Origin of the sequence: Bradyrhizobium sp. CCGUVB14 (assembly GCF_024199935.1) — a bacterium.
Classification (GTDB): Bacteria; Pseudomonadota; Alphaproteobacteria; order Rhizobiales; family Xanthobacteraceae; genus Bradyrhizobium.
In genome coordinates, this window is record NZ_JANADS010000001.1 from 193,673 (window position 1) to 209,267 (window position 15,595).

General features: G+C 65.5%; 16 protein-coding genes. 14 read left to right on the top strand and 2 right to left on the bottom strand.

The genetic code is table 11. The features are described 5' to 3' along the window. Positions 1–169: 169 nt before the first annotated feature. From rph to NLM32_RS00910, 5 genes are all read left to right on the top strand, one after another. On the top strand, positions 170–883 hold the full coding sequence (rph, locus tag NLM32_RS00890; protein ID WP_148777231.1) for a ribonuclease PH: 714 nt from the start codon (positions 170–172) through the stop codon (positions 881–883). 11 nt (positions 884–894) lie between these two features. Beyond that, positions 895–1,530 carry an RdgB/HAM1 family non-canonical purine NTP pyrophosphatase gene (rdgB, locus tag NLM32_RS00895; protein WP_254127351.1) on the top strand — a complete coding sequence of 212 codons (636 nt, stop codon included), beginning with the start codon at positions 895–897 and terminating at the stop codon, positions 1,528–1,530. Positions 1,531–1,546: 16 nt separating this feature from the next. Beyond that, positions 1,547–2,731: a radical SAM family heme chaperone HemW gene (gene hemW / locus NLM32_RS00900; RefSeq protein ID WP_254135174.1), complete on the top strand. Its 1,185-nt coding sequence runs from the start codon at positions 1,547–1,549 to the stop codon at positions 2,729–2,731. A 95-nt stretch (positions 2,732–2,826) separates the two neighbouring features. Further along, positions 2,827–3,930, top strand: a complete 1,104-nt coding sequence (locus tag NLM32_RS00905) for an aminotransferase class I/II-fold pyridoxal phosphate-dependent enzyme (RefSeq protein WP_254127352.1) — start codon at positions 2,827–2,829, stop codon at positions 3,928–3,930. Continuing rightward, complete coding sequence (locus tag NLM32_RS00910) at positions 3,927–4,772, top strand: hypothetical protein (RefSeq protein ID WP_254127353.1); 846 nt, start codon at positions 3,927–3,929, stop codon at positions 4,770–4,772. The genes NLM32_RS00905 and NLM32_RS00910 overlap by 4 nt, the downstream gene beginning before the upstream one ends. Positions 4,773–4,790: 18 nt before the next feature. Here NLM32_RS00910 and NLM32_RS00915 read toward each other — a convergent pair whose 3' ends face one another. Continuing rightward, entirely contained in the window at positions 4,791–6,026 is a 1,236-nt protein-coding gene (locus NLM32_RS00915; protein WP_254127354.1) for a penicillin-binding protein activator, read from the bottom strand. A 339-nt stretch (positions 6,027–6,365) separates the two neighbouring features. On the opposite strand from NLM32_RS00915, the gene rsmI reads away from it, so the two are divergent. From rsmI to gshB, 3 genes are read left to right on the top strand one after another with little or no spacing between them, the layout of a single operon-like run. After that, positions 6,366–7,316 carry a 16S rRNA (cytidine(1402)-2'-O)-methyltransferase gene (gene rsmI, locus NLM32_RS00920; RefSeq protein WP_254127355.1) on the top strand — a complete coding sequence of 317 codons (951 nt, stop codon included), beginning with the start codon at positions 6,366–6,368 and terminating at the stop codon, positions 7,314–7,316. After that, positions 7,303–7,704 (top strand): YraN family protein, encoded by a 402-nt coding sequence (locus NLM32_RS00925; protein WP_254127356.1) that lies wholly within the window; start codon positions 7,303–7,305, stop codon positions 7,702–7,704. Before rsmI ends, NLM32_RS00925 begins: the two co-directional genes overlap by 14 nt. 10 nt (positions 7,705–7,714) lie before the next feature. Further along, positions 7,715–8,659, top strand: coding sequence for a glutathione synthase (gene gshB / locus NLM32_RS00930; RefSeq protein ID WP_254127357.1), 945 nt, complete (start codon positions 7,715–7,717; stop codon positions 8,657–8,659). A gap of 27 nt (positions 8,660–8,686) precedes the next feature. Here the strand turns inward: gshB and NLM32_RS00935 are convergent, their stop codons facing one another. Continuing rightward, positions 8,687–9,379 carry an AraC family transcriptional regulator gene (locus NLM32_RS00935; RefSeq protein WP_254127358.1) on the bottom strand — a complete coding sequence of 231 codons (693 nt, stop codon included), beginning with the start codon at positions 9,377–9,379 and terminating at the stop codon, positions 8,687–8,689. Positions 9,380–10,021: 642 nt separating this feature from the next. On the opposite strand from NLM32_RS00935, the gene NLM32_RS00940 reads away from it, so the two are divergent. The 6 genes from NLM32_RS00940 (at position 10,022) to NLM32_RS00965 (ending at position 15,569) form a co-directional block, all read left to right on the top strand. Continuing rightward, entirely contained in the window at positions 10,022–10,399 is a 378-nt protein-coding gene (locus NLM32_RS00940; protein ID WP_254127359.1) for a hypothetical protein, read from the top strand. A gap of 68 nt (positions 10,400–10,467) precedes the next feature. Continuing rightward, positions 10,468–10,830 (top strand): BA14K family protein, encoded by a 363-nt coding sequence (locus tag NLM32_RS00945; protein ID WP_254127360.1) that lies wholly within the window; start codon positions 10,468–10,470, stop codon positions 10,828–10,830. Between the two features lie 325 nt (positions 10,831–11,155). Further along, complete coding sequence (gene cpaB / locus NLM32_RS00950; protein WP_254127361.1) at positions 11,156–11,977, top strand: Flp pilus assembly protein CpaB; 822 nt, start codon at positions 11,156–11,158, stop codon at positions 11,975–11,977. A gap of 10 nt (positions 11,978–11,987) precedes the next feature. Beyond that, positions 11,988–13,502, top strand: a complete 1,515-nt coding sequence (locus tag NLM32_RS00955; RefSeq protein WP_254135175.1) for a type II and III secretion system protein family protein — start codon at positions 11,988–11,990, stop codon at positions 13,500–13,502. Positions 13,503–13,551: 49 nt separating this feature from the next. Beyond that, the gene (locus NLM32_RS00960; RefSeq protein ID WP_254127362.1) at positions 13,552–14,286 is read left to right on the top strand and encodes a CpaD family pilus assembly protein; all 735 of its coding nucleotides are present in this window, start codon (positions 13,552–13,554) and stop codon (positions 14,284–14,286) included. Beyond that, on the top strand, positions 14,283–15,569 hold the full coding sequence (locus NLM32_RS00965) for an AAA family ATPase (protein WP_254127363.1): 1,287 nt from the start codon (positions 14,283–14,285) through the stop codon (positions 15,567–15,569). The genes NLM32_RS00960 and NLM32_RS00965 overlap by 4 nt, the downstream gene beginning before the upstream one ends. The last annotated feature ends 26 nt before the right edge of the window (positions 15,570–15,595 follow it).

Below are 15,595 nucleotides of genomic sequence, written 5' to 3' on the forward strand. Positions count from 1 at the left end.
CTCTCAGATGCTCATAATTTGTCCATCCCCGAGGGTTCTGACAAGCGTGGCGTTTGCGGGGTGGAAAACCCGGGGTGAAAAAGCCTTGTCCTTTCCCCTTGCCGCCCACCCTCACCCCACCTACAAGCACCGCGAATAGCCCTTTTCCGAGAGTTTTGGAGGATTCCCCATGCGGCCAAGCCGCCGTGCGCCCGACGAATTGCGCCCCGTGACGCTGGAGCGTGGCGTGGTGAAGTATGCGGAAGGCTCCTGTCTCGTGAAGTTCGGCGACACCCATGTGCTGGTCACCGCCACGCTGGAAGACCGCCTGCCGCCCTGGTTGAAGGGTCAGGGCCGCGGCTGGGTCACCGCCGAATACGGCATGCTGCCGCGCGCGACCTCCGAACGCACCCGCCGCGAAGCGGCCGCCGGCAAGCAGAGCGGCCGCACCGTCGAGATCCAGCGCCTGATCGGGCGTTCGTTGCGCACCATCGTCGATCTCGAAGCGCTCGGTGAGCGCCAGATCACGGTCGATTGCGACGTGCTCCAGGCCGATGGTGGCACCCGCACCGCCTCGATCACCGGTGCCTGGGTCGCGCTCGCCGACTGCATCAACTGGATGAAGACGCGCAACATGATCAAGGCCAACGTGATGCGCGACAACGTCGCCGCGATCTCGTGCGGCATCTATCAGGGCAAGCCGGTGCTGGATCTCGACTATGCCGAGGATTCCGAAGCCGAAACCGACGCCAATTTCGTTATGACCGGCGACGGCCGCATCATCGAGGTGCAGGGCACCGCGGAACGCGAGCCGTTTACGCAGGACGAGTTCCTCGCGCTGATCGCCCTGGCGCAAAAAGGCATCGCGCGTCTGGTGGACTTGCAGAAACTGGCTGTCGCGTAGTCAATAGGCCCATGCACCGCCGAATCACCGGAAAGCTCGTCATCGCGACCCACAATCCCGGCAAGCTCGCCGAGATGAGGGAGCTGCTCGCGCCTCACGGCATCGAGGTGGCGTCGGCCGGCGAGCTCGGCCTGCCCGAGCCCGACGAGACCGGCAACGACTTCCGCAGCAATGCCGCGATCAAGGCGATCGCGGCGGCGCAGGCGACCGGGCTTCCATCCTTCGCCGATGATTCCGGCATCGTGGTCGATGCGCTCGACGGCGCGCCCGGCATCTACAGCGCGCGCTGGGCCGGACCGTCCAAGGATTTCGCGGCGGCCATGGCGCAGATCGAGCGCCTGTTGCAGGAGCGCGGCGCCACCACGCCCGACAAACGTAAATCGCATTTCGTCTCGGCGCTCTGCGTCGCCTGGCCCGACGGTCATCTCGAAGAGGTCGAGGCGCGCGTCGACGGCACAATGGTCTGGCCGCCGCGCGGTACCGCCGGCTTCGGTTACGATCCGATGTTCTTGCCCGACGGTCACACGCGCACCTTCGGCGAGATGGAAAGCATCGAGAAGCACGGCCTGCCGCCACTCCGCCTCGGCCTGTCGCACCGCGCCCGCGCCTTCGTGAAACTGGCGGAGATCTGCCTTGAGCCGCGCTAAAGCGTTTTCAAGCGAAGTGGACACCGGTTCGCGCCAGGAAAACGCGTCAAAACAAGAATCTGAAGCCTTTGGCGTTTACGTGCACTGGCCGTTCTGCCTGTCGAAGTGTCCCTATTGCGACTTCAACAGCCATGTCCGCCACGCCGCGATCGACGAGGCGCGTTTTGCCTCCGCGTTCGCCCGCGAGATCGAAACCACCGCACAGCGCGCGCCCGGCCGTGAGGTCTCCTCGATCTTCCTCGGCGGCGGCACGCCGTCACTGATGCAGCCTTCGACCGTCGGCGCCGTGCTCGACGCGATCGGCCAGCATTGGAACGTTGCCAAAGACGTCGAAGTGACGCTCGAGGCAAACCCGACCAGTGTCGAAGCCACGCGCTTTGCCGGCTATCGCGCAGCCGGTGTCAATCGCGTTTCACTGGGCGTGCAGGCACTCGACGATGCCTCGCTGAAGGCCCTCGGCCGCATGCACAGCGCGCGCGAGGCGCTCGATGCCGTCGCGATCGCGCGCCGCTCGTTCGATCGCTATTCGTTCGACCTGATCTACGCCCGCCCGGACCAGACGCCGGCGATGTGGGCCGACGAGCTGCGTCTCGCCATCGATGAAGCGGCCGAGCATCTGTCGCTCTACCAGCTCACCATCGAGGAAGGCACGCCGTTCTTCGGCCTGCACCAGGCCGGCAAGCTGAAGACGCCGGACGAAGCCGTCGCGCGCGCGCTCTACGACGTGACGCAGGAGACCTGCGACAAGCTCGGTCTGCCGGCTTACGAGATTTCCAATCACGCGCGGCGCGGCGCCGAGTGCCGGCACAATCTGGTGTACTGGCGCGGCGAGGAATATGCCGGCATCGGTCCCGGCGCACATGGCCGCCTCGACATCGACGGCGTGCGCCATGCCACCGCCACCGAGAAGCGGCCCGAAGCCTGGCTGATGCGCGTCGAAAGCAGCGGCCACGGCGTCGTCACCGACGATCTCCTCAACAGCGAAGAACGCGCCGACGAATTTTTGCTGATGGGGCTGCGCCTCGCCGAGGGCATCGACCCCGAGCGTTACACGGCGCTCTCAGGTCGCCCGCTGGACCCCGGTCGCATCGCGCTGTTGCGCGAGGAAGGCGCGATCACGGTCGATGCAACGGGCCGGCTGCGCGTCACGAGTAGCGGATTCCCGGTGCTCGATGCCGTGGTCGCGGACCTGGCGGCGTAAAGGCTTTGATAAGCGAACCGCCGGGATTTCCGGCAGCTGACCTTATGCCATGCTAGATTGGCTCGCGCGTCATCCTGCCCCGCATTCGGACGGCCATGAACGAGCGAGCCCCTCTCCCTGCGATCCACGATCCCGAACTCGACCGGCGCGTGAAGGATGCCGGTGCGAGCAAGACGGTCTACGCCCTCGTCACGCCGGAGACCGAAGCGGCGAAGCACGCAATCCTCGGCAACTGCCCGGCGTCACCGGATGCCGCGCGGCGACAATATCTCGAGCAATTCCGCGACGCCTGGACCGGCAAGCAGTTTGCGCTTCACGAAGCCTTCCTCGCTCGCTGGATGGCCTGGGCTGACCCGGTGGTTGCGCTTTCGCCGGCCGGATTTCCCTGGCGCTATCCGACGGCCGGCGGCAGCGAAGCGCTATTTCATGTCATAACCGCTTATGGCAACCGCGCGCGCAGCGAGCGATTCAATCCCGAAATCCACGTCTTCTCTGGCGAGTACGAGGGCTACAAGGCCTATGCCGAGGCATGCGGGATAGCGGTCGTTGAGCATGACCGCGCCGATTGGGAAAAGGTCGGACGTTTGCTTCCGCCGACCGCGTTGTTCTGTATCAGCCAACCCTCTGCGATTGACGGCGATGTCTGGCCGCAGGCAAACGCTTTCTTCGACCTGCTATCGGCCGGCGCCTCAAAACCTCGCCTGCTGCTCGACGTCACCTATGTCGGAAGTATTGCCGAAGAGCTCGGATCGCGTATTGCCGCGGACAGTCCCGCGGTGCAGGCCGTTGCCTTCAGCCTCTCAAAGCCGTTCGGGGTCTATTACGACCGCATCGGCGGCATCTTCTGTCGCGAGGCCATGCCGTCCCTGTTCGGCAATCAATGGTTCAAGAACCTCACCTCGCTGCAGCTCGGTCTCGCGCTGATCGAGCGTCATGACGTCTACGACCTGCCGCGCCGCTATAAGCGTGTTCAGCGCGAGGCTGCCACGGAAGTCGGCCGCCGGCTCGGCATCGCGCTCACACCGAGTGACGTCACGATCCTTGCGCGGGCGTCCCGGTCTGACACTCTGGACCCCGCGCTCGCCGCCTTCCTACGGCGACCCGCGAATAACGCGCAGGCGCATTTGCGCGTTTGTCTCACACCCGCCATGGCGCAAATGATCGGCACCGCCGGCCCGATCCCCGGAGGCGCATCTTGAAGAATCTCGTCGCGGTGACTGATCCCGAAGACATCCACCGCCATGTGCACGGCTTGTGGCGATGCGAGCCGATCCGCGATTCGCACGCCAATCGCGGCTTCATCCATGACATCGTCGAACAATTCGCGAGCCTGCCGCGCTTGTTCTGCGATACCACCAATGACCGGCTCGAACGCGCTCATTTCTGCTCGTGGTGGGGCGTGTCGATGAACCGGACCTACGACAATCCAGCGATCGAGGATCTATACCGCCTGCACGAGATGTTTCATTCGGCCTTCATGCCTTACTTTCCCGGCATCGGCTTCGATGCCTTTCATCGCAAGATGGAAGACAACGAACTGAAGGCGAGCGTCTGTTCGGAGATTCGCGTCTATTTCGAACTGCCGCATTTGCGGGAGCTTGCGTTCGAGCATCCGATCTATGCCGACCGCTTCCTCTCCGACACCTCGATGCAGACGCTCTGGCGGAAGAACAAGCCGGTCGCGATCGAGACGCTGCAAGAAGCGCGCCGCGACGTGATGTTCTCCAAGCCCGAGCATGAGATGGACCTGGCAGAGCGCTGGATCAGGCGCTTTGCCCTGCAAAACCGTCAGTGGTCGACGTGCTGGTACGATCGCTACCTCGATATCGAGCAGCACATGTACGAATTCCAGATCCGTGCCCTGCAGGGCGACCGCTCTGGCGCCATTGCGGAGCACCTGGCCTGGATCGAGGCGCACGCCGGCGAGGACACCGACGATCATATTCCCTATCGCCAGGAAGCCGCTCTGTTCGCAAACATCTATTGGAGCAACCGGCGCCGGTACGAGGCGCAGGTCCCGGCCGTGGCCAAGCCAGGATAGATTTTTAGGCGAAGCCTGCTACGCACCAAAGCTCTTCGGCGATCCAGCCACCGCGACACCGCCGCCCGTCGTCACCTTCATCACCGCGAGCCCGCGCTCGTTGGTGCCGTCGGCGCGGAAGCGGAACAGGCCGTCGATGCCGGCGAAGCCGGAGGGATTGGTGAGCACATCGGACGAGAAGCGCGTGGTGCCCTGCGTGCGCGCGAGTGCGGCCACGAGTGCGACCGCGTCATAGGCGAGTGTCGCGGTGCGGATCGGCTCGGCGCCGTATTTGGTGCGGTAACGGCCGGCGAAGGCGCGGAAGCCGGCCGGATCCGGCGCGGCGTAGAGGCCGCCTTGCAGGTTCGGGCTGGCATAGACGCGCGGGCTGTCCCAGAGGCCGGTGCCGAGCAGCTGGATGTTGCGTAAGTTCGCGCCTGCGGCGGTCATCGCATCGGCCACCGCGACGACGGCATCGCCGTCATCGGCAATGAACAGCGCATCGGCACTGCCGAGCTGCTGCGCGACGGTGCGCGCGGGCGTAGCGCGGTCGGCGCCGTATTTCTCGAATGCGACGATGCGTCCGCCGCGCCTGGGCACCGCGGCCTTCACCGCGGCTTCGACGACATTGCCATAGGCATTGTCGGGCAGGAGCACGGCGACGGAGCGTTTTCCGATGCTGGAGGAATATTCGACGATGCGATTGACGTCGGACTCCGGCAGGAAGCTCAAGAGATAGACGCCGCGGCCGGCGACGCTCGAATCCGTCGAGAACGCCATCACCGAAATGCCCCGCGTGCGCGCGACCTGCGCCACGGCCGGGACCGACTGTGCGAACAACGGCCCCAGAATGATCTCGGCGCCTTCGTCGACCGCCTGCTGCGCGCCGGCTTGCGCGCCCTGCGGGCTGCCATTGTCGTCCTTGATCAGGAGCTGGATGTTCGGGTTCTGGAACTCGGCCAGCGCCATCTCGGCAGCGTTGCGCATCGACTGCGCGGCGAGCCCGGCATTGCCCGCGGCCGACAGCGGCAGGATCACCGCAACCTTCACCCCGCCGGTGCCGGCGGTGGTCGCCTGCTGCGGCGGGCCTGCCGGCTGGGCCGGCGGCGGAGAGGAGCTCGAGAACGGGTTGGAAAACTGGCTGAGGCTCTGCTGCACGCCGGCGCAGGCTGACAGCAGGGGCGTGCCGAGCAGCAGGCCAAGCGCACTCCGCCGGGTCGCACCCGCGAAACGGGGCCCCTCAACGGGAGACTTCAGATCACGCGGGCCCACCATGGCAACTTCTCTTCTGATCGTCCGTCGCCGGCCGATCACAGCAAATCTTGCCGCGACAGAAGCCGCGGATTCAGGCATATTGTCGGCAAATAGTTAACCAAAACAAAAGGATAATGACCGCTTAACGCGGCTGCCCTCGCTGCCTGGCTGGCTGTTCGCCGTCCGTCATCCAGCATCAAGGCGGGCTTTCCGCCGCGAATATGGCGCTGACGCTTCGTTCCCGTGAGAATGTGATGCCGGATGGATCACATTCCAGTCCTTCCTCGCCCCTCATCTGGCACGATCTTTTTCGAAGGACCGGTTCCCAGCCCCGGGGATCATGCCTAAGTTCGAATCATTATGCGCGCAAAGCCGGCCCCGATAAATACGCCTGAAGGCCCAGACGCCGCCCCGCGCGGTTTCTCCATCGACGCCCATCGGCTCGCGGTGCCGAAGCCGGCGGCCGGCCTCTATCTGGTGGCGACCCCGATCGGCAATCTCGGCGACATCACGCTGCGCGCGCTGCAGACGCTCGCCGGGGTCGACGTCATCGCCTGCGAGGACACCCGCATCACGCGGCGCCTGACCGAGCGCTACGACATCTCGGCGCAGCTCAAGCAATATCATGAGCACAATGCCGAAGCCGCCCGGCCAAGGATCCTGGAGGCGCTTGCCGCCGGCGGCTCGGTCGCGCTGGTATCGGATGCCGGCACGCCGCTGATCTCCGATCCCGGTTACAAGCTGGTTCGCGAGGTCTGCGCCGCGGGCCACGCGGTCTATGCACTGCCCGGCCCGTCCTCCGTGCTGGCAGCGCTGTCGGTCGCCGCGCTACCGACCGATCGCTTCTTCTTCGAGGGCTTTCTGCCGGCGAAATCCGCCGCGCGGCGGTCGCGCCTGGCCGAGCTCGCCCGCATCGATGCGACGCTGGTGATGTTCGACTCCGGAAACCGGGTGCAGGACACACTCGCCGATCTCGCCGAGATCATGGGCACGCGTGAAGCCGCGATCTGCCGCGAGCTGACAAAGCTGCACGAGGAGATTTCGCGCGCGACGCTGAGCGAGCTCGCCCGCGACGCCGACAGCCTCGAGACGCGCGGCGAATTCGTGCTGGTGATCGGCCCGCCAGCTGCGGATGCCGACGTGCTGACGGCGGATGCGCTGGACGATCTCCTGCGCGCGCAGCTTGCCGCGCATAGCGTCAAGGACGCCGTCGCGCACGCGGTCGCGCTCTCGGGGCGGCCCCGCCGCGAGGTCTATGCCCGCGCGCTCGAGCTCGCAAAGGATTTGCGGGGCGGCGATGGCGAAGACTAAGGACGCAACGGAACCGAAACCGGCCTCGCCTGAGCGCGTCGCCGCGTTCCGCACCGGCATCTCGGCCGAGAGTCGCGCCGCAGCCTTCCTGATGGCAAAGGGCTACCGCATCCTCGCCAAGCGCTACCGGACGCCGCATGGCGAGATCGACCTCGTGGCGCGGCGGCGCAATTTGATCGCCTTCGTCGAGGTCAAGGCGCGTGCCAGCCTCGATGAGGCCGCCTACGCGGTGACGCCGCGCCAGCAGCAGCGCATCATCGACGCCGCGCAGGGCTGGCTGGCCACGCATCCCGAGCATGCGGAATTCGAATTGCGATTCGACGCCATGCTGATTGCGCCGCGATCACTTCCACGCCATGTGTTGGCGGCATTCGACGCCTCGACCTGAAAGGCAGACCATGAAACTGAACGTCGCCGTCCAGATGGACCCCATCGCCCGCATCAACATCAAGGGCGACTCCACCTTTGCGCTGCTCCTGGAGGCGCAGAAGCGCGGCCACGGCCTGTCCTATTACACGCCCGACAAGCTTTCGATGGTCGGCGAGGAGATCGTTGCGCCGGTCCAGCTCCTGACCGTACGCGACGAGCCCGGCGATCATTTCACCCTGGGCGAGCCCCGGCGCGAGGCGCTGAACGGCTTCGACGTGGTGCTGCTGCGCCAGGACCCGCCGTTCGACCTCGCCTACATCACCTCGACGCACATGCTCGAGCGGATTCATCCGAAGACGCTGGTCGTCAACGATCCGGCCTCGGTGCGCAACGCGCCCGAAAAGCTGTTCGTGATGAATTTTCCGCAGCTGATGCCGCCGACCTTGATCTCGCGCGACCTCGATGAGATCAACGCGTTCCGCGACAAGCACGGCGCCGTCGTGATGAAGCCGCTGCACGGCCATGGCGGCGCCGCGGTGTTCCGCGTGATGCCGCAGGACATGAATTTCGGCTCGCTGTTCGACATGTTCTCGGTCACCTTCAAGGAGGCCTGGGTGATCCAGCAGTTCATCCCCGAGGTGAAGCTCGGCGACAAGCGCATCATCCTGGTCAATGGCGAGTTCGCAGGCGCGGTGAACCGCGTGCCGGCCGCCGACGACCTCCGCTCCAACATGGTGCGCGGCGGCGCGGCCAAGGAGACCGAGCTGACCCCGCGCGAGCGCGAGATCTGCGCTACCGTTGGACCTGCGCTGCGCGAGCGCGGCCTGCTGTTCGTCGGCATCGACGTCATCAACGGCAACCTCACCGAGATCAACGTGACCTCGCCGACGGGCATTCGCGCCATCGCCCGCCTCGGCGGCCCGGACGTCGCGGCCAGGATCTGGGACGTGATCGAGCAGAAGCGGGCGAAATAGCCACCGTCGCGTCGCCCGGATGGAGCGCTAGCTGCAAAATCCCCGGACGCGGCGAACCGTATCGGACGGATAGAAGCCAAATGCAGCGCGGTACGACGCTGCAAATCGGCCCATATGGGTAAATCCCCATTTCAGCGCGACTTCGCTGACCGGAAGGAGATTCTCCGGTCGGGAGAGTTCGTCATGGATCGCTTCGAGTCGAATTCTGCGCAAATAGGCGACGGGTGTCGTTCCGTGGATCTTGCGAAATCCCGATTGCAGCAACCGGCTGCTAATGCCGACATTCCCGGCAATGTCGGCAATCGTCAGCGGCAGATGAAGGTTGGCCCGCATATATTCGACGGCCCGCCTGACGTGCCGAGGCGGCACATCCATGGGACGGCGGTTCAGCCGCTCGATCAGCCGATGGGGCACATTTTCGAGGACCAGCTGCACCGCAGCTTCTGAGAGCAGAGCGCTTGCTTTCGGCGAGCGTGCCAGGATCCCGTCATACAAGCCGGTCGTGCTGGCGCGAACGAGCTGAAGCAGGGTTTGCCCGGCGCCGGTGGACAGATCGACCTTGGGCGCCAGATCGAGATCTTCCAGCGCCGCGTTCCCGAACGCCGCGGACAGCACCTTTGTCACCACATCCGTGCGCACCGTCAGCGTCACGCTCGAATACCTTCCATCGACCGCTTCGACCCGCTGCTGCTGCAGCGTCGGAAGCGATACGATCGCCATCTCGGCTTCCGTGCGTTGCACGATCTTTCCGGCAATGAGCATCTCGGCCTTGCCGGCGTTCAGGAGGCCGATGGCGAGCTGGCCCGATGAATCGCCGTAGGCGTAGCGCCAATCCCAGCCTGCGGACAGATCCGCTCTCACGACATCCATGCCCGCGCCGATCGCGACATCCGCGCGCCAGCGGAATGATCCATCGGGCTTCGGTGAGGAATGCGCGTTGATCCCGTGCGGGCGGAGTATTTCGAGCAACTCCGGAAACGACGATCCTGATCGCGCGTGAGGTGTGGCAAGCATGTCTTCGACCATGAAGATCCCAATCGTTGGCCATTTGCCGTCTGCAATTCGATGTCATCGGTCGGACCGCGTGTCCGTCGTTCGGGGTATCCGCTGCTGCGATCAACCGCGTCGCTCACGCTAGCATGGCGTCGATGAATCCGGCTCGCGCTCTCACTCGCTCAATATCCGATTTCCGAACGAGAATATCCAGATCGCGCAACCGATCGTCCTAGCCAGAAACCGAATACGTCCATCCCGAATGCGCCGACGTCCATGGACTTGCGGCGCGGTTGGCCTAAATCGCTTCGACCGACTCAAACAGGTTATGGAAGCATGCTTACGAGAATAATTTGCGCGGTCACGCTGATGGCTTTCGCCTCGATGCCGGCACGGGCCGACAGCTGCGCAGACCACTATCAGATCAGCGGCGTTCCACTGGTGACGGGCACGACCCACAAGGTCTGGATGATCTTCCCGTCGGTCAACCCCACGCTCGCCCTCGACAGGGTCTCCCGCGCCGTTCTGGCGGAGGGCTTTGTCAATGTGAATGTGGACAAGGCGCTTGGCACGCTGACCACCCAGCAGGAAACCACCGGGTCCGGGCGGCCGCAGACGCTGCGTGTCGTCGTACGCAAGGATGTCAAAGGCAGCCGCATCGATGCGGTCTTCATCATGCCGCCGGGACAGGTGGCTCCAGGCATCAGCAACAACCTCTGTCGTGTGGTGGATGCCGCCGGCCAATGAGCTCCGCGTTGGGACGAAGCGGGAGGCAGGCGCTGTCCTGCACCCACAGCAATGAAGCAGGAAATTCGATGCGAAACGATCACACCTCAAAGATTGCCCTGATGGCCGCTGCCGGTATCGCGCTGTTTTCAACCTCGGCCATGTCGGCGCCGTTACAGGCCGCGCCGGGCCTCGCTGCCGCGGCGCCGGCACTGACCGAGCGGGTCTGGTGCCGTTACGGGCAGTGCTACGACAACGGCGCCGGTGTGGGCGGGCTGGTCGGCGGCCTCATCGGCGGCGCCATCGCGGCCGGTGCAGCCAGCGCCGCCGCGCAGCAGGAAGCCGCGGCCGCCCAGCAGCACGCGACCGCGTGTGCGCAACGTTACCGCTCGTACGATGCGGCGACGAATACGTTCGCAGCAAAGGACGGCCGCCGGTATCCCTGCCAGTAGGCTTGTTGCGCCCGAGCGGCCCGCGTCGGACGCCGCGTCGCCCACGCTGGCTGCGGACATCGATGGAAACACGGCGAGCCCATCACTAACCACCCATTCACCATGACGCGCCCCGCGCCTCGTGCGAACGCACGAGCGCGTATGCGTGAATCTACGGGGTCGGCGCCGTTCGAATAACGCGGCATTCACCATCTGCCGAAAACCAGCAGCATCACTGACCATCACACTCGGTCTCGCAACACCCCTTATACTTTTACTCCCTACTCATCGATGCAGGGGAACCCGCCACGTGCGGTTCGCGTACCCCGCGTAAGAGTAGAAGCGTATGAACACCGCACGCATTGTGGTTCTCGTCATCGCGCTGGGCGCCGGCGGCGTCGCTGCGTATCTGGCGAGCAGCTACGACAACAAACCCGCGACCGCGCTCCCGGTGGCCGAGAAGCTGCCGACGGTCGAGGTGCTCGTCGCCAAATCCGACATTCAGCTCGGCCAGGCCGTGAAGGCCGAGGATCTGCAATGGCAGACCTGGCCGCAATCGACCGCAAGCAGCGCCTTTATCCGCCGCGACAACCGGCCCGACGCGCAGACCCAGATCGCCGGCTCGATCGCACGCGTGCCCTTGATGCAGGGCGAGCCGATCCGCGAGCAGAAGCTGGTGCGGGCCGACGGCTCCGGCTTCATGGCCGCGATCCTGCCGTCCGGCATGCGGGCCGTGTCCACCGAGATTTCGGCCGAGACCGCGGCCGGCGGCTTCATCCTGCCGAACGACCGCGTCGACATCGTCCTGACGCGACGCCTGAAGAATCCCGACGGGGTCGGCACCAACGGCTCGACCGGCGGCAATGACCTGATCCTGTCGGAGGTCATCCTGACCAATATCCGCGTGCTCGCGATCGATCAGGCGCCGAAGGAAAAGGAAGGCCAGAACGCCGTGGTCGGCAAGACCGTCACGCTGGAGCTCAGGCCCGACCAGATCACGACACTCTCGGTCTCGCGCCAGGGCGGCACGCTGACACTTGCGCTGCGCAGTATCGCCGATGCGAGCGCCGCCGACGGGCCCGAGGACCAGGCATTCAAGCAGCGTTCGAACGGCGTGAACGTGATCCGCTACGGCGTGCAAGCGAGACAACTGACGTCACAGAAGTGATGGGGACATGATGACCTACGGGGACAATCGGATGGGCCTGCGCATTCGGGGGAAGCGCGCCGGCTCGATCTGGGCAGGGGCAATGCTGTTACTGGGGCTGGTCGCAGCCCCCGATCTCGTCCGTGCTGCGGATGCGCCGGTCGGAGACCAGGCGCCGATGCAGGCGCCGGACCTCGGCGTGTCGCCGGTTTCGACCATGCCGGCGCGGATGCGTTCGCTGTCGCTCGGCATCGGCAAGTCGGTCGTGATCGACCTGCCGCGCGAGGTCAAGGATGTGCTGGTGGCTGATCCCAAGATCGCCAATGCGGTGATCCGCTCGGCGCAGCGCGCCTATATCATCGGCGGCCAGGTCGGCCAGACCAACGTGGTGTTCTTCTCCGCCGACGGTCAGCAGGTCGCGTCCTACGACATCGCGGTCAAGCGCGACCTCAACGGCATGCGCACGGCACTGCGCTCATCGCTGCCGGGCGTGCAGATCGAGGGGGTCGGCGACAGTGTGATGCTGACCGGCTCGGTGTCGAGCCCGGTCGAGGCCCAGCAGGCCGGCGACGTCGCCGCCAAGCTCGTCGGCGGCGCCGACAAGGTCGTCAACAACATCGTCGTGCGCGGCCGCGACCAGGTGATGCTGAAAGTCGTCGTCGGCGAAGTCCGCCGCGACATCGTCAAGCAATTGGGCGTCGATCTCAGCGCCAGCCTGAATGCCGGCACCGCGGTGGTGAATTTCAACAATTCCAACCCGTTCTCGGTCTCCGGCGGCCCGCTGGTCTCCAGCAACGGGCTCGGCGTCGCGGGCCTCGCCAAGGGCGTCGCCACCGTCAGCGCCACCATGCGCGCGATGGAAAGCGCGGGCGTGATGCGGACGCTGGCCGAGCCGAGCCTGACCGCGATCTCCGGTGAATCCGCGACCTTCATCGCGGGCGGCGAATTCCCCATCCCCGCAGGCTATTCCTGCGATCCGACCACGCATGTCTGTACCACCCAGATCTCCTACAAGAAGTTCGGTATCTCGCTGAACTTCACCCCGGTCGTGCTCAGCGAGGGCCGGATCAGCCTGCGCGTGATGACCGAAGTCTCGGAGCTGTCGAACCAGCAGGCCATCACCGTGACACAGGCGGTGTCGTCGACCGCGAACAACTCCATCACCATTCCCTCGATCCAGACCCGCCGCGCCGAGACCACGCTCGAGATTCCCTCGGGCGGCTCGATGGCGATGGCCGGCCTGATCCAGCAGCAGACCAAGCAGGCCATCAACGGCCTGCCCGGCGTCGACCAGGTGCCGATCCTCGGCGCGCTGTTCCGCAGCCAGGACTTCGTCAACAACGAGACCGAGCTGATGGTGATCGTGACCCCCTATGTGGTGCGCGCGGTCGCCCAGAAGGAATTGTCGCGGCCCGATGACGGCTTCGCGCCGTCCTCCGATGCGCAGTCGGCGCTGCTCGGCCGCATGAACCGCCTCTACGGCATCGCGCGCCGGGTCGATCCGATCGACGGCAATGCCGGTGATTTCGGCTTCATCATCGACTGACACCAACGGTTCGGGGACCGGGCGAGATACGGGCAAGGGGGATGAAGCGATGACGAAGACAAATGATCGACGTCGCAACTGGCGCATCGCGCTCGCGCTGACGGGGCTCTCCGTCGCGCTGGGTGCCTGCAACACCACGGGTGATGTCGTCACCACCCAGACGGTGCCGACCGACTACCGCATGCGTCACCCGATCGCGGTCCAGGAAGGCAAGCGCTCGATCGTGATCTTCGTCGGCAAGGCGCGCGGCGGGCTTTCGGCCGAGCAGCACGCCGACGTGACGGGCATCGCCCAGGACTGGGTGCGCGAAGGCACCGGCTCCGTCGTCATCGACGTGCCCATCGACACCACGAATTCGCGCGCGGCGGCCGCGACCTATCGCGAGATCCGCGCGGTGCTCGGCAGCGGCGGCGTGCCGTCGCGCGCCATCGTGCAGCATCCCTATCGTCCCGAAGATCCCGGACTGCTTCCGACCATCCGGCTGAGCTATTCCAAGATCGCGGCGGTGGCCGGGCCCTGCGGATTGTGGCCCGAGGACATGGGACCGTCGATCCTCGACCCCGGCTACAACGAGAACCGGCCCTACTTCAATCTCGGCTGCGCCACCCAGCGCAATCTCGCCGCGATGATCGACAACCCCGCCGACCTCGAGCAGCCGCGCGCCGAGACGCCGGCCTATACCGCACGGCGCGACATCGCCTTCGACCGCTACCGCAAGGGCACGACCACGGCGACCTCTTATCCCGAGGCTGACAAGGCCAAACTCAGCGACACAGGCAAATGACGGACATCGACGAAGAAGCGGACGATCCGCAGCACCCCGAGGAACACATTGCGCCGGTTCCCCGCATCTCGGTGCAGGCCTTTTGCGAGACCGAGCAGACGCTCGCCGCTGTGACCGCGGCCGGCCAGGACCGCCGTCTCGCCAAGGCGCATCTCACCGCCAAGAGCGGCGGCCTCGCCGCGGCGATCGAAGTCTATGACACGATGCCGACGCCGAACGTCATCGTGATCGAATCCGACGGCACGCGCGACATTCTCGAGGGGCTCGACGATCTCGCCGGCGTTTGCGATCCCGGCACCCGCGTGGTCGTGATCGGCAATCCCAACGACACCGCGCCCTATCGCGAGCTGGTGCGTCGCGGCGTCAACGATTACGTGGTCGGGCCGGTCGAGACCCTCGACGTCGTGCGCTCGATCTGCAGCCTGTTCTCGGCGTCCGAGACCATCATCACCGGCCGCGTCATCGCGGTGGTCGGCGCCAAGGGCGGCGTCGGCGCCTCCACCGTCGCGCACAACGTGGCCTGGACCATCGCGCGCGACCTCGCGCTCGACTCCGTCGTGATCGATCTCGACCTCGCCTTCGGGACCGCCGGCCTCGACTACAACCAGGATCCGGCGCAGGGCATCGCCAACGCGGTGCTGTCGCAGGACCGGCCGGACACGGCGCTGATGGAGCGCCTGCTTTCCAAATGCACCGAGCGCCTCAGCCTCCTCGCTGCACCCGCCACGCTCGATCGCGTCTATGATTTCGGCGCGGAAGCGTTCGATGCCATCTTCGACACGCTGCGCATGACCACGCCCTGCATCGTGCTCGACGTGCCGCACCAATGGTCGGCCTGGACCAAGCGCGCGCTGGTCAATGCCGACGACATCGTCATCGTGGCCGAGCCGGATCTCGCCAACCTGCGCAACACCAAGAACATGCTGACCGTGCTCAAGACGGCGCGGCCGAACGACCGGCCGCCGCTCTACTGCATCAACCAGGTCGGCATGCACAAGCGCGCCGAGATCGACGTTAAATCGTTCGCCAAGACGATGGAGAGCCAGCCGCTCGCGGTGATCCCGTTCGATTCAAAGCTGTTCTCGACCGCCGCCAATAACGGCCAGATGATCGCGGAGGTCTCCAAGAGCCACCGCACCACCGTGCTGTTCCAGAATATGGCCAACCGCCTGGCCGGACGCGGCGAGGTGAAGAAGCCGAAGCGTTCGCTGCTCGAACCGCTGCTGAAGAAGCTGAAGGGCAAATCGGGGCGCGGATCCGCTCCGCATCGCAAGGCGTCGTAAGCGCAAGCGCGTATTCGAACGAAAGC

Excerpts from the sequence above, each read along its gene's own strand:
- rph (WP_148777231.1), top strand. The coding sequence starts at position 170 with ATGCGGCCAAGCCGCCGTGCGCCCGACGAATTGCGCCCCGTGACGCTG.
- rdgB (WP_254127351.1), top strand. The coding sequence starts at position 895 with ATGCACCGCCGAATCACCGGAAAGCTCGTCATCGCGACCCACAATCCC.
- NLM32_RS00905 (WP_254127352.1), top strand. The coding sequence starts at position 2,827 with ATGAACGAGCGAGCCCCTCTCCCTGCGATCCACGATCCCGAACTCGAC.
- NLM32_RS00915 (WP_254127354.1), bottom strand. The coding sequence starts at position 6,026 with ATGGTGGGCCCGCGTGATCTGAAGTCTCCCGTTGAGGGGCCCCGTTTC.
- rsmI (WP_254127355.1), top strand. The coding sequence starts at position 6,366 with ATGCGCGCAAAGCCGGCCCCGATAAATACGCCTGAAGGCCCAGACGCC.
- NLM32_RS00925 (WP_254127356.1), top strand. The coding sequence starts at position 7,303 with ATGGCGAAGACTAAGGACGCAACGGAACCGAAACCGGCCTCGCCTGAG.
- gshB (WP_254127357.1), top strand. The coding sequence starts at position 7,715 with ATGAAACTGAACGTCGCCGTCCAGATGGACCCCATCGCCCGCATCAAC.
- NLM32_RS00935 (WP_254127358.1), bottom strand. The coding sequence starts at position 9,379 with ATGGCGATCGTATCGCTTCCGACGCTGCAGCAGCAGCGGGTCGAAGCG.
- NLM32_RS00940 (WP_254127359.1), top strand. The coding sequence starts at position 10,022 with ATGGCTTTCGCCTCGATGCCGGCACGGGCCGACAGCTGCGCAGACCAC.
- NLM32_RS00945 (WP_254127360.1), top strand. The coding sequence starts at position 10,468 with ATGCGAAACGATCACACCTCAAAGATTGCCCTGATGGCCGCTGCCGGT.
- cpaB (WP_254127361.1), top strand. The coding sequence starts at position 11,156 with ATGAACACCGCACGCATTGTGGTTCTCGTCATCGCGCTGGGCGCCGGC.
- NLM32_RS00955 (WP_254135175.1), top strand. The coding sequence starts at position 11,988 with ATGACCTACGGGGACAATCGGATGGGCCTGCGCATTCGGGGGAAGCGC.
- NLM32_RS00960 (WP_254127362.1), top strand. The coding sequence starts at position 13,552 with ATGACGAAGACAAATGATCGACGTCGCAACTGGCGCATCGCGCTCGCG.
- NLM32_RS00965 (WP_254127363.1), top strand. The coding sequence starts at position 14,283 with ATGACGGACATCGACGAAGAAGCGGACGATCCGCAGCACCCCGAGGAA.